The sequence below is a fragment of the Shewanella sp. CAL98-MNA-CIBAN-0140 genome (genome assembly GCF_040309905.1).
GTDB lineage: Bacteria > Pseudomonadota > Gammaproteobacteria > Enterobacterales > Shewanellaceae > Shewanella > Shewanella psychromarinicola.
This window is the reverse complement of record NZ_JBEOPI010000002.1, coordinates 172317-186705: the sequence shown is the minus strand read 5'-3', so window position 1 is coordinate 186705 and position 14389 is coordinate 172317. Positions and strand designations below refer to the sequence as shown.

Here is a 14389-nt window from a genome sequence, read left to right as displayed (position 1 = left end):
CCCCTTTTGCTAAAAAACGCATTTATGGTTTAAATGTAAAAATAATTAAAGCCTCTTATCTAATTGATTAAGAGGCTTTTTTTTGGCTTTAATTTGTCTCTTGACGCTTTATATCTTTACTTTACCTTTCTTGACAGTCGTTTACAGGCAAAGGTTGTCATAACTCTTGTAAATGTAACTAGATGGTTAATGGAGTAAATATGTTTAACAAAAAAATAAGTCGATTGATGATGGTGTCTGCAATGGGAGCCTTGTTATTAGGGTGTGGCTCAGACAGTGAAGAAAGCAGTGATGATGTCGCATATGTGCAGTTTTATAATGCATCACCTAATAGCACATCGACCTCGTTAGTGCTCGATGACTATTCATATACTGCGGTTGATTTTGCTGATGCAATGCCGCGTTATGCTTATAGTACAGGGAGTACAGAACTGGACATTTATGGTCAAGATGAAGATAGTGAAACGGTAACCGTTTACAGCGATACCATTGATTTAGCGAGCGACTCGAACCATTTGTTTGTGCTTTATGGTGACTATCACGATCCCGTACTATTGGATATTAACTATTCACGCGATGAAATGGACGAGTTAAATGCCGACGAGGATAATGACTACAGCAAAATGGAAGTGCTGGTGGCTAACGTAGCGACTGATGAAGGTACTTTTGATACCTATATTTCACTCGATACCCAAACCATTGACGAAGCGGTGATGCTCGGTAATGTGCCGTATAGCAGTTACACCAGCGAACAGATATTCGATACTGATGATTATATTGTGTATCTGACCGAAACCGGCACTAAAAATGTGATTTACACAACAGGCAGCATGAGTTTAACCTCGGAAACTGCCTATAAACTGATGATTCGTAACAGTTTTGGTGCAGGTGATATTAACGTCACTATCGACAGCATTGACTCAACTACAACGCCTGTTACTTACGCCGCATTAGAGGCAACGGCCGATTATCGCGTGTTTAATGGTTTAGAAACTCAAAGTATTGACGTTGATGTGGCCAGTAAGCAAGAGACACAATACTTGTATGGTATTTCACCCTTCACAGTAACGGGTTACCAATCAACATCGTTTAATGATTATGGTATCACTGCTAAAGATGCGACTAGCAAAGCCAAGTTGTTCGATAACTTGCTAGTAACGTTTAACCAAGATGAAGTGAAGTCCTTACTGATTTATCAACAAGAAGACAGTTCTGTCAAAGGTATGGTGATCGAGCAAGACTTACGACCTCGAGCTTTTGAATATAAAGTCGATGTGGTCAATTTGGCTTACGATTATGATGATCTAACCGTGTATTTTGTCCGCGCTTCAGAAACTATCGAAACCGCCGAATACAGCTTAACGGATTTAGATTTTGTCGAGCAACTAAGCCTAACACTGCCTGAAGATTATTATGAGATTAACATTGTTTACGAGGCCGATAATGGCACGCAAACGTTAGTTTATCAGTCTGATGCAATCAGCTTTGATGGCGACAGTAACTATACTTTCGTGCTGACTCCAGACAGTACCAGTACTTTAGGTCATAGACTTACGTCATTACAGTAATGTTAAGTTAATTGAGAGTGAGTTAAGCCACTGTCGATAAAACATCAAAAAAGCCGATATCATCGATATCGGCTTTTCATTTAGCGCTTATATTCAAATGGACATACAAACGAGTAAGTTAGTTAGCCTAAGGCTAATTAGTGCGGTATTGGCTTAAAATTTTACCTAAATCAGCGGATGCTTTTGATAACGCTTTAACACCGCTTGAAGACTGTTGTGATAAACCCCTAATAACATTTGATTTCTGTCTTATATCCGTCAGTTCTTTGGCAATGTCATTTGCCACTGCACTTTGTTCTTCTGACGATGTAGAAATTTGGAAACTCATGTCCATAATTGAACGTGATGATTCTGAAATCGCATTAATATCAGTACCAATATTAGTGATCAAATCGCTGCTGGTTTGTGCCTGCTTAACCGTATCTTGAGTGATACTGTCGATATTGAGTGTTTCACTTTGCAGGAGTTCAATCATTTTATGAATTTCAACAGTCGCTGCTTGAGTACGACCTGCAAGGGTTCTTACTTCATCGGCAACAACGGCAAACCCTCGTCCCATTTCACCCGCGCGTGCCGCTTCAATGGCAGCGTTTAATGCCAGCAAGTTGGTTTGATCAGAAATAGCATTAATGGTGGTGATCACATCATTAATATTGGTCGCATTAATTTTTAGGGTATGGACCGAGTTTGACGTTTGTTCAATGTAGGTCGATAACTGTTTAATTTCATTAATGGCACGCTTTGCCCGGTCATAACTCTGACGTGTATACTCCGAATCTTGTTCAACTTTTTGGGTTGAATTGCGTGCAATATTAGACACTTCAGCGGCGGATGCGGTCATTTCTTCCATTGCCGTAGCAACCGAGTCAAGTGATGCATATTGTTGATCAATTTGTTCAGCACTTTGAGCCGTTTCACTGGCAAACGAGCTGGAAGTCGTTTCCAATGTTTCGGCACTTTTTTTCACTGTAACAACAAGCTCGGTTAATGTGTCCATGGCTTTATCTAGCGCACAACCAATGGTGCCGAATTCATCACGACCAGGATGGAAGCCTAAACGAGAGGTGAGATCTCCTTTGGCAATTTTTTCCGTGGTATCCCATAACACCCACAGCGCTCCACCAATAAAAGTGGCATTCCAGTAAAGCACGATAGCAAAGGGCAAGATCCATAACAATGAGAGCAATAGTGACATTAATGCAGCTTGCTTAGCATTGGCTTCTTGACCATAGACTGATTCACTCAGCGTATAATATTGGCCATCTAATGCATAAACCGCAGTAACGGTATCTTGTTGGCGTGAACTAATTTGCGAACGACCAGACACCTGCAAGCCTAAGTTTGAAGCTTGTGCAAGCTGGCTGGTAGCATCTAGTGCTTGAACGGTAGCGGCCATTTTTTGTTCTAAAACATGTAATGATTGCTGTTCAATATGTTCAATTTTATTTAAGTAACCACTAATCGATACACTGGATAAAATGATCAGGAACAGTCCGAAGACAGTCCAAAACTTATCGTTAATGGACATTTTGATAAAGAGTTTATCGATATTTCTAAAATCAACTTGTTTCATGGTTTTGGTACCTAAACCGGTAAAGACAATAAATTCAAAGACTAGATAAGCTTGTCATATTTTAATATTAAATAGACAGCTTAATCGTATTTTGTGTGTGATGAACATGACATTCAATCATCATCAATACATGATCAATATCGACAATAAATCGAATAGCTTAAGTTATTTATTGGATTTTTTGTACAATGTCTATTTAACGTACTAAGTCACTTACTGTTGGTGGAAATGTCATCGCGACAATCTGATAATGTCTGACATTTTCAAAATGATTAGATGATTAGATGAGAGGAATATACGGCACGCAACAGTATGTTGTAAGTTTTTTCTTTTTTATTTAAACAAGTGTTACAAAGTTTATTTTAACGTGAGCATATTAAAATGGGGGTTGTTTTTGTGTTAGCTACTGTTTTTAATTGGTTATTTCCCTCTCAAGTTATCCTTGTTCTTTTGCAAGCATAAAATATTAAAGTTAATCAATGAGATAGCTATTTATTTGCCTCGTTAATGTGATCTATGTTGTTTTTTATGTAATCAAAATTTGACACAATCCAGCCGAATATTACAAAAAAATAGCATTTTGATTACAAAATATGGGGTTAAAAAATGAAAGGACTGACTAAACTAACGGCGGTTTCACTCGCAGTTGCTGCAGCATTGCCAATGATGGCAAATGCAGATGTATTGATTAGTGAATACGTTGAAGGTAGTTCATACAATAAAGCGATTGAGCTTTACAACAACAGTGATGTTGAAATTGATTTAACTGGTTATAAATTAGTACGTTATAAAGATGGAGACACCGTTGCACTGGATATGGTGGTGTTAACTGACTCAATTGCCGCTAAAGGTGTCAAAGTTATTTTGAATACAAATGCAGCGATTACCTTACCAGCCTCAACCGACACTATGACGGGCGATGTCAATTTTAATGGTGGCGATGCTGTCGGCTTATTAAAAGACGGTGTGCTAGTTGATGTGATTGGTGACATTCCAACGCCAGACGGTTGGGGCAGCAATACTACATTCCAACGTAAATTAGACGCCTTAACAGCCAGCACCACTTATGATGCAACCCAATGGGTTACATTAAATATAGACACCTTTAGTGGTTTAGGCTCGCTTGACGCAGCCACCATTCCAGATACCGTCGCATTTACCTGTAATGGCGCCACACTCACCAATATTTATGATGTCCAAGGCGCTGGAGATTCTAGCCCATTGATTGTTGATGGTAGTTTTTCATCGGCTAACGAAGTGACCGTAAAAGGGATTGTTACTGCGAGAAGTGACAGTTTATATAAGGGTTTCTTTATTCAAGACATGCAAGGCGACAACTCGCCTTATACCTCTGACGGCATTTTTGTCTTTCTAGACCAAGCCGCGCCAGACACGATTCAGCCCGGTGCTGAAGTGTGTGTGCAAGGTAAAGTAAACGAGTTTTACGGCTCAACTCAGATAGACCTTAAAGCCGATCAAAAATTTGAAGTGGGCGCATTAGGCGAAGTACCTGCGGCCAGTGCATTTTATGTTGCCGATGGTGAAACCCTAGCGCAAGCATTAGAGCGTGTCGAAGGCATGAAAGTGACATTAGATGCCGGTAGTGAGATGAAAATCACCCGCAACTTTAGTTTCGATTATGATTCATATCGTAACAATATGGTGTTGTCTCATAAAGCCCCATTAATGAAGCCGACTCAAGTGTTTGAGCCAAATTCAGCTGAGTCTGTTGCATTAGGTGAAGCCAATGCTGTTAATCAGTTATTTGTAGAATCTGACTATAAGGCTAAAAGCGGCGAAGTACCTTACTTCCCAGATTTTAACGCTGAAACCGGCTATATCCGTGTTGGCGACCAACTAACAAACCTTGAAGGTGTGATTGGTTATAGCTACAGCGCATACCGTATTTTAGCGACCAACACCATTACGGCCGGTGATTTTATCCGCGCGAATGACCGTACCTATGCGCCAACAGTAGCAGATATGGGTGATATTCGGGTAGCGAGCTTTAATGTATTGAACTTCTTCAATGACTCGGTTGGTGGTGATGTTAATCCATCAAACAGCAATCGCGGTGCGAAAGTAGAAGCTGAAATGGTATTGCAGCGCACTAAAATTGTGACTGCGCTAGTGGCCATGAATGCCGATGTTGTTGGTTTAATGGAAATTGCTAACAATGGCTTTGGTGAGCTTAGTGCAATCCAAAACTTGGTTGATGCCCTTAATGCCGAATTAGCGGATGATCAAGCCTATCGCTTTGTTGAAGTTGAAGAGGCTGATAAATATGACGGCAAATTCATCGGTGGTGATGCAATTACCGTTGGTATGCTATATCGCCCCGCGCGTATCAGCTTAGACGGTGCAGCAAACGTTATCGCAACGCCAGAGCAACATGCTGCCGAAGGTGCTCAAACCCGCGAGAAAGACAGCGTGGTTGAACAAAGCCCAGGCTATGATAAGTTCCAACGTCACAGCTTAGTGCAAAGCTTTAGCATTAATGATGAAAAACTGACTATTGTTGTTAATCACCTGAAATCGAAAGGTTCAGGTTGTATTGAAGACTGGGCTGAGTTTAACGAAGATTCAGAACCCGCAGACATGCAAGGCAAGTGTAATGCGTTCCGAGTGTCCGCTGCCAAAGTATTAGGTGAGTCACTAAAAGATGTTGAAGGTGATGTACTGGTTATTGGTGACTTAAATGCCTATGGCAAAGAAGATCCGGTTGCAGTATTGACTGACTATGATGCGTCAACAACTGATCATATTATTCGCACCGCTTCTTGGACAACCTTAAACGGTAAAGTGTACGAGCGCGAAGGCAGTGTGATTGATAAAGGTTATGGGTTAATTAACTTAAACACTCAAGCACATGGTGCAACGACTTACTCATATAGTTATAACGGTGAGTTAGGTAACTTAGACCATGCTTTGGGTAATGCGAGTTTAGCGGCTAAGTTAGTCGATATTGACGACTGGCACATCAACTCGGTTGAATCTAACCTGTTTGAATATGGCAGCAAGTACACTGGTGATTTGGTTAAATCAGAGAATGCATTTTCTGCCTCAGATCACGACCCTGTGATCATTGCATTGAGCTATCCAGAACCAGTAGTGGTATTACCTACGCCAACACCTGAACCTGTGAAAGACAGCGATGGTGGTAGTTTAGGTTACTTTGCGTTGATGTTATTAGGTGCACTAGGCTTACGCCGTCGCAGTTAATGATGAGGTGATAAAGAAGTATCATCGTTCATTGATGATGCAGAAAAAAGGATGACAACTGTCATCCTTTTTTTATGATAAAACGACTCTTGGCTAGGGGGTAACGTCAAACGGATACCTACCCATTTTGATAAGGACAGCCATTAGGGTGTAAAGCATGGGCGATTCAACGCTTAAGGCTTGCTGACGACGATTTTGTATTGATTTCAGCCTTTGTTTACGACGATGCCAGTATGAATACAGCCCAGTAAAAGCCAATATCATCGGCATTAGACCAACAATACACCAAATGATCCGCGTGAATAAGCCGCCAAAATAGCCGAAATGAAGTTTGCGAAAGCTGTCTAAAAATACCGTGAGGGTGTTAGCTTGGCGAATGTCTTGCTTCGCTAGCAACAATCCTGTAATGCGGTCAAAACTGACAAAACTGGCGTATTCACTGTTAAACGGATTACGACTGTCGACGTCGCCATAAAAGGTAATGTCTCGACCAGGTTCAAAGGGCATCGCCAGATAGCCGGCTTTATAGCTGTCAATTTCAACTTCAGTTTGGCGCATTAAAGCTTCAAATGAAATATTCTTACTGTGGCGAGCCGCGGTAACGTAAACATGTTCACCGTCTGGGTGTTCAGTGAGTTCATGTTGAATACCGATAACGTTCCAATACACCCCCGTTGCTGCCACAATAATTAATACTGGTGAGCTTAAAATACCGATAAATTTATGAATATCGCTAAACAGTATTCGGCGCACCGCTTGAAAACGTAAGGTGAATAATTTAGCCCAAAAGCGTCGATATAACATCATCCCACTGATGCCTAAGAACAACATGATTATCCCCACCACTAACGCCACTGAGGTTCCCGTAACGTGAAGAAGAAACGTGTAGTGGAGTTCAAGGAGCCAGTCGGTGAGATAGTGCTCTAGCGACTGTGGCTCAGAGAGTAACTGGCCGTCATATTGGTTTACATATACTTTGGACCAATCTTCAGTGCCGCGTTTAATGATGTATCCCGCATCTGACCGTGATTTATCATCAAATATTTCCCAGCCACCCAGCTCAAACTGCGGGTTGGTCACCAGTAACGTTTTCATCAATGTGTCTAAGCTGACTCTTGGGGTTGAGGGCGTGGCGTCAACTAACATGTGGGCGGGGCGAAGTAGGCTGTCTATTTCGACTTTAAAGACCAAAATACTCCCAGTTATTGACATGATCAATAACGGTAGCATGGCAATGAGGGCACCATAGGAGTGCCATTTAAATAAGGTTTTTCTCATAAGAGTTGCTTTATCATTATGGTTCGACATGTCAATCAAATAGGGCAGATAACCTGTGTGTTTATGTCACTAAGATCAATGGCCTTGTCGCATCCTTGCTAAGGCTATTCATCGAGGTTATCGACACTTATCCGGTTATGAACGTTGGATTACCGACTTCAGCCTACATTTTCCACGTTAGGGTTGCGCTGTAATTGGCTGGTGCACCGTAATAACCTTGAGCCCAATATAAGCTGTTGATGTATTTCTCATCGCCGACGTTATTGGCATTAACTGCTAAGGCTAAATTGTCGGTGATTTGATACTTGGCCATCAGGTCGATAATCGCGTATGCCTCTTGTTTGGTGACGATTTCAGCACCGGCATTGTCAAAACCAGTGGCCACCACACCTTGATTGCGTGAGATGTCATCTTGCCAACGCATGTTGATCCCAACAGAGAATCCTTCAATGGTTTCAACGTCGTAAATGGCAGCCAATTTGAACAATTTACTCGGAGTATAAGCCGCCACAATCTCATCACCTTCGATATCAAAATCGGTATAGCCAATGCTGACATTGAGGCCAGGATAAATTTCACCGGCAATATCAATTTCAAAACCGTTACTACTAATACCGTCGGAACCATAATATTGCTGCATGTCTATGGGTAAATCTGCAGTGTTAGGATCCAGTACCGCTATGTTGGTTTGGATCACGTCAAAATACGCTAGGCTGGCAATTAAGCGGCCATTAAACCATTCGCTTTTTAAACCCATTTCACGACTTTCACCAGTGATAGGATCAAGAAATCGATCGCTACTGTCATGCTCTGTCTGCTGGACAAAGGTTTCGGTGTAGCTGGCATAGGCGACCAATTGAGGCATAAAACGATAAACCGCACCTAAATATGGAATAAATTTTTGATAGTCGGCATCTTGGTCTGTTTCATAAGAGATACCTTCAGCTTGCCAGTCGTTATAACGTCCGCCGACAATAACGTGTAAATCGTCTACGATATTGAATCGTCCAGTGAAGTAGGCGGCTTGCTGTTCACGGCTGACATCACTGCCACGTAAAGCATCCGTAAAGGTCGGCTTAGGCGTATTGCCGTCCCAGGTGTTGAGGTCTGGCATCGCAGGGAAACCGTTGCCTGTGGTGTAATCGTAAAGTGAGCTGTCGGTATAGCTCATTTTCGAATAGTTTACCCCGGCCACAATTTGATGCTCACGACCCAATAAGCTGAAGTTTCCATCAATATAAAGATCAACTAAGTCGCTTGTGTCATCTAAATCGTATTCACTGCCATAACCGGTTAAGCCTAACTCGGTGTCTTTATCTGGCGTGCCGAAGACATAAAACAGTTCAGTGTCTTCGTCAGTGGTCTTATGGGAATAGGTCGCTCGTAAACGCCAGTCGTTATTAAAGTGATGACTCAGTTCTAAAACAGTATTATTTTTCATCACTTGCCAATTTGACCAGTCGGCCGAGGTGTTAGTTGAGCTATCATAATGGGTTGCGCTGCCGTCGGTGTAAAATAACGGTAAAGCGCCCCAGTTATTGCCGGTAGCGTCGTTATTGATATAGCTGTGGCTTAATGACACGCTAGTGTCGTCAGACAAATTAGCTTCTAAAAATACATAAAATACATTTTTGTCTGTTTGGTAGCGGTCTAAGTAAGAATCTTTACTTTGAGTCACCGCCACCGCGCGTGCCGCAAAGGTGTCATTAAGTTGGACTGAACCGTCTGCTTCTAAGCGAGTATTATTAAAACTGCCATAGGTGGCGTTAACCGACAGTTGATTGTCTGCCGTTGGGCGTTTACGAATAAAGTTAATTGTGGCAGAAGGATTACCTACACCGGTCATTAAGCCATTTGCACCGCGAATAACTTCAATACGGTCATAAATAGCGGTATCTTCGTCGGCATGGTTGTTACCCGATGTTAGGGGTAAACCAATCCCATCGATTTGGAAGTTGGTGATGTCAAAACCACGGGCAGTATAATAAGTACGATCAGTCTCAATTCGTTCAACATTAACGCCAGTAGCCGTGTCTAGCGCTGAGTTAATATCATGTAACTGAAAGTCTTGTAATTGTGCATCGGTAATGACTGAAACTGATTGAGGAATGTCAATAATGGCTAAATCTAACCGCGATGCGCCGCTGGCTGAGTGAGCATTATAACCGGCAATATAACTGCCTTTGACTTCAATTTTTTCAATGTTTTCATTTTTACTGTTTTCATCCGTCACCGCGTCGGCTGCAATGGCCTGCTGGGAGAGGCTGATAGCGCATAATACTGTTAAACTAATTTTATTCAATTTCATGGTGTTGTCATCTTTTATTGCTATGAACGGATCCATATTCTGGGTGTTATAAAAGTCGGTTTTTGTGGCTCTATTATTCAACCGCTATGATAATACGCATAAATCAAATGAAAATCATTATCATTTACATTTGTAGGGTTTGTAAATTTTATCCATCGTAGGGGATTTTTTGCTAGGTGATGCTGGCGTTGATAGTTCCGCTTTAATTCACCTCAACTCAGGTTAAGAGAGAGGGCGAGATTGTGAACATTTTTTGAATAGGATCAGTTTATGTATCGAGTTGTCATTGTTCATAAAATCTTCATCGCTAGCGCGACTTCTAGCTTTTTCGTTTGCAGATCAAACATGGCGTACAAAACACATGCACTCATGCGGTTGCCTTAAGCGATAACTAAGCCAAAATTAGCGTCATATCCAGAATCCATGCTTATAGCATGTTATACATGTGGTTTAGGACATAAAATAAGGCGCCCTTAGGCGCCTTATTCCAATCCTTTTATGTGGATTGATATTATTTAATCCGGTATGAGCTTATACAATCAGGTCATATTGTTCGCGCAATACCTTGATAATGTCTGCTTTAGGGTTAGCCGGGAGTGCAATTGTGGCCCCGGTGACTTTTTCTGCAACACCAATATAAGTACGAGATACGTTCATCATGGCTTCTAATGGTAGCTCGTTATCACGAGCAAGGGCTTCACGTTCTGGCATTCTGTCTTTGTTTAACAAAATATCGGCATCGTCAAAGTGATTTAATAAAAACTGACGGAAACCTTCTTTTGAGTTTTCAACAATCTTACCATCTCGATAAGCCGCGCCATCCCAAATACGTGATGAATCAGGAGTGCCGACTTCATCCATGTAAATCAGTTTAGCGTTGCCGTCTTTATCGTTGACATAGCCAAACTCAAACTTGGTATCAACAAACACTTGATCAAGCTTGGCAAGCGCAGCAGAAATCACTTTAAAGCCTTGCTTGAGCAAGATTTCATACAGGTCGATATCTTGTGGTTTTTCAAACCCAAATGCCTGGTAGTTGGCTTCAATGTCGCTACGACTAATATTGACGTCATCTTGGGCGGGGACACCGGCAATACCGCTTAAAATACCTTTGGTTGACGGAGTGATTAGCAGTTCAGACAGTTTTTGATCTTTGTTTAAGCCTTCAGGCAGGGTGATGCCGCAAAATACTCGTTCACCTTTTGAATAAGCCCGCCACATAGAGCCGGTAATGTACTGACGACAAATGGCTTCCACTTTAATTGGACGGGCTTTTTGCACTATCCACACAAAAGGGTGTGGGATATCTAAGATATGGCTATCAGCTAAGCCATTTTCGGCAAATAAACTAAACCAATGGTTTGAAATGGCATTGAGTGCCGCGCCTTTGCCTGGGATGCCTTGCAAGTTACCTTCGCCATGAAAAATACAATCAAAAGCAGAAATTCTGTCACTGATCACCATAATCGCTAGTGGCGTATCTTCAGGTACATCGTAACCTTTGTCGCGAATTAAGCGGCGGCTATCAGTATCGGTTAACCAGTAAACACTGCGAACTTTGCCACTGTGGACAGGCTTGTCGGTACGGATAGGTAAATCATTGTTCACGGCAAGAACGGAATCAGCAAGACTCATGCGAATGTTCCTTAGGTTGAAGGGCGTATAGGGTTTTTATGGCGGCTATGTTACCTGCATTAAGCGGGTTTGCCACGGGAAAGGGTGAGTTGAAATAGGCTTTTTTGTTATGCGAACAATCATCGACTAGTTTAGCAATATCTTGATAAAGACTTTGTCAGGTTAATCAGGCAAAATTCACTTCCTAAATAGTGCTTGGAATAACAAAAATTGAACAGCGAACAAGTAAGTATTAATAACCGTTTAGGGCTGATATTTGTGTCTATTGCGGTATTTTTCTGGGGCATTTTACCTATTGCGTTAAAGCTATCAGGTGGTTTTATTACCCCAGTAACCCTGACTTGGTTTCGGTTTGTCATGGCATTAGTGGTGACCTTGTTAATTCAATGGCGCTTAGGGGCATTAAAGCACAATACTGCTAGAGTCGCTTCGCTGCTAGGGCGGACTGCGTCCTGCTAGGAAATGATAACAAGCGAACGCAGCGCTCACGGATAAAGTGGTCTACCACCTAGGCTCTTGGCTTGTCATCTCTTAATCTATCTCGTCACCGCTTGTTATCTCAGGAATAGGGACAGCTTCGCTGCTAAGATTTTATAGCATCTAGCCGCGCAGCGTCCTAGCAGCGAAGCGATCTAGGCTCTTGCTATAGCATCTAGCCGCATAGCGATCTAGAATCTAGGAAGAGTGATATTAAAAAGGTAATCGGCAAGTTAATGGATGCTAATGATGTTTAGACTTATTTTGTCATCAGAATAGAAAACAAAAATGGAGCCCTTAGGCTCCATTTTTTATGTCATTCAACAGAATGATTAGCCGTTGTCACGAGGCTTACGTGGGCGATCACTGCGAGCACGATCTGTGCGCGGACGACGTGGAGCACCTGCGCCGCGAGTCGTATCAGCAAAGACTTCATCACCGGCTTCACGAATGTTTAAAGGACGACCACAAACACGCACTTTTCTAAGGTGTGAAAGGATGTCTTTAGGCATTCCGTCAGGTAAATCAACGGTTGTGACTTGATCAAATAATTGAATTTGACCAATGAAACGGCTATCGATGTTCGCTTCGTTAGCAATCGCGCCAACGATGTTACCTACACCTACGCCATTTTCACGACCAACATCGATAACATAACGATTCATTTTCACGTCTGGATTATCTTTTAAGCCTTCTGCATCACCAAAACTATTTGGTGCTGGACGGCTACTACGTTCGCCACGGTCACTGCGTTCACGACGTGGACGGTCGCTGCTATTACGGTCATTACGATCGTTTCCGCGCTCGTCACGTGAATCACGCTGACGCTCTGTAATTGTCGGTAATTGTAGAGGGCGCTCTTGCTGTACTTGTTTCAACAAAGCAGCAGCCAATAAATCAGTATCAACTTCAAGCTGTTGGCATAATTCAGCAACGGCATTTTTCATGAAATCTAAGTCACCATTAATGGTCTCTTGGATTTGCTCACCTAAACGAGATAAACGACGCTCTGCAACTGACTCTGGGCTAGGTACTTTCATTGGCGAAATACGGCTGTTAGTGGCGCGTTCGATAGTGCGTAACATGCGCATTTCACGATTGGTCACAAACAAAATCGCCATACCAGCACGACCAGCACGACCGGTACGACCGATGCGGTGAACATATGCTTCTGAATCATAAGGAATATCGTAGTTTACTACGTGTCCAATACGTTCAACGTCTAGGCCACGTGCCGCAACATCTGTCGCGATTAAAATGTCTAACTTGCCGCGCTTAAGCTGCTCAACAGCACGCTCACGAGCTTGTTGATTCATGTCACCATGTAATGGTGATGAAGCATAACCACGGGCTTCTAATTTTTCAGCTAATTCAACACAGCTGTTACGAGTACGAACGAAGATGATGATACCTTCAGTATTTTCAACTTCTAATACACGTACTAACGCTTCTAGTTTGTTGTGCTGTGATACTTGCACATAACGCTGATCGATAGACTCAACAGTTGCCTGGCTTGAGGCTATGCTGATGTTCACTGGATTGTTTAAGTGCTTAGCAGCAACACGCTTAATTTGCTCAGGCATAGTGGCCGAGAATAAGGCAAGTTGGCTATCAGCTGGCTTGTGCTCTAATACCCATTCGATATCGTCGATAAAGCCCATTTTTAGCATTTCGTCGGCTTCATCTAATACTAAGGCTTTTAGGCCATCTAGCTTTAATGTGCCACGGCGCATGTGATCCATTACACGACCTGGTGTACCGACAATCACTTGTGGTCCACGCTTAAGGGCGTTTAACTGTTGTTGCATGCTTTGACCACCGTAAATCGGTAGTACGTGGAAGCCTTTCATGTGTTTAGCGTAGCTACCAAATGCTTCGGCAACTTGAACCGCTAATTCACGGGTTGGTGCTAACACTAAAATCTGTGGGGCATTGATTTTCATGTCGATTTTGTTTAGTAAAGGCAGGGCAAACGCACCTGTTTTACCGGTACCGGTTTGTGCTTGACCGATAATATCTTTACCAGCCATAAGCGGGTCGATACTCGCCGCTTGAATTGGCGTTGGGTTTTCATAACCTAAGTCGTCAAGCGAACGCAACAAAGACTCAGACAGGCCGAGTTCGCGGAAAGTTTTTTCAGATGACATTGAGTTGTAGCCTTGTGGATGCGCACGAAGTTCGGAAGCTCGTGCTAAAGTTTCACAGACAGAAAATCAACCCCGTGTCGATTTCCCGCGCCGATATAAGGGGGCGTATTATAGCAGCAACTATGCGTGTTGACCACGTAAAAACTGAAAATAAACATTAATTTGCCTATTCGAGGTTAAT

General features: G+C 42.4%; 7 protein-coding genes and 1 pseudogene. 3 read left to right on the top strand and 5 right to left on the bottom strand.

All coding sequences use genetic code 11. From position 1 onward, the window contains the following. Positions 1 to 200: 200 nt before the first annotated feature. Positions 201 to 1568 (top strand): hypothetical protein, encoded by a 1368-nt coding sequence (locus AAEY93_RS01965; RefSeq protein ID WP_351074665.1) that lies wholly within the window; start codon positions 201 to 203, stop codon positions 1566 to 1568. A 133-nt stretch (positions 1569 to 1701) separates the two neighbouring features. Here the strand turns inward: AAEY93_RS01965 and AAEY93_RS01960 are convergent, their stop codons facing one another. Beyond that, positions 1702 to 3141, bottom strand: a complete 1440-nt coding sequence (locus AAEY93_RS01960; RefSeq protein WP_124013463.1) for a methyl-accepting chemotaxis protein — start codon at positions 3139 to 3141, stop codon at positions 1702 to 1704. 606 nt (positions 3142 to 3747) lie between these two features. Between AAEY93_RS01960 and exeM the strand changes: the two genes are divergently transcribed. Continuing rightward, the gene (gene exeM / locus AAEY93_RS01955) at positions 3748 to 6363 is read left to right on the top strand and encodes an extracellular exonuclease ExeM (RefSeq protein WP_124013464.1); all 2616 of its coding nucleotides are present in this window, start codon (positions 3748 to 3750) and stop codon (positions 6361 to 6363) included. A gap of 93 nt (positions 6364 to 6456) precedes the next feature. Here exeM and AAEY93_RS01950 read toward each other — a convergent pair whose 3' ends face one another. From AAEY93_RS01950 to AAEY93_RS01940, 3 genes are all read right to left on the bottom strand, one after another. Beyond that, positions 6457 to 7641, bottom strand: a complete 1185-nt coding sequence (locus AAEY93_RS01950) for a PepSY-associated TM helix domain-containing protein (RefSeq protein WP_351074662.1) — start codon at positions 7639 to 7641, stop codon at positions 6457 to 6459. A 163-nt stretch (positions 7642 to 7804) separates the two neighbouring features. Then, the gene (locus AAEY93_RS01945; RefSeq protein WP_351074660.1) at positions 7805 to 9949 is read right to left on the bottom strand and encodes a TonB-dependent siderophore receptor; all 2145 of its coding nucleotides are present in this window, start codon (positions 9947 to 9949) and stop codon (positions 7805 to 7807) included. A gap of 531 nt (positions 9950 to 10480) precedes the next feature. Beyond that, positions 10481 to 11584, bottom strand: coding sequence for a phosphoribosylaminoimidazolesuccinocarboxamide synthase (locus AAEY93_RS01940; RefSeq protein WP_351074658.1), 1104 nt, complete (start codon positions 11582 to 11584; stop codon positions 10481 to 10483). 210 nt (positions 11585 to 11794) lie between these two features. Between AAEY93_RS01940 and AAEY93_RS01935 the strand changes: the two are divergent. Next, positions 11795 to 12004, top strand: a pseudogene (locus AAEY93_RS01935) (EamA family transporter); the annotation flags it as partial. A gap of 389 nt (positions 12005 to 12393) precedes the next feature. Here AAEY93_RS01935 and AAEY93_RS01930 read toward each other — a convergent pair. Further along, on the bottom strand, positions 12394 to 14208 hold the full coding sequence (locus AAEY93_RS01930) for a DEAD/DEAH box helicase (RefSeq protein WP_101033829.1): 1815 nt from the start codon (positions 14206 to 14208) through the stop codon (positions 12394 to 12396). Positions 14209 to 14389 lie beyond the last annotated feature (181 nt).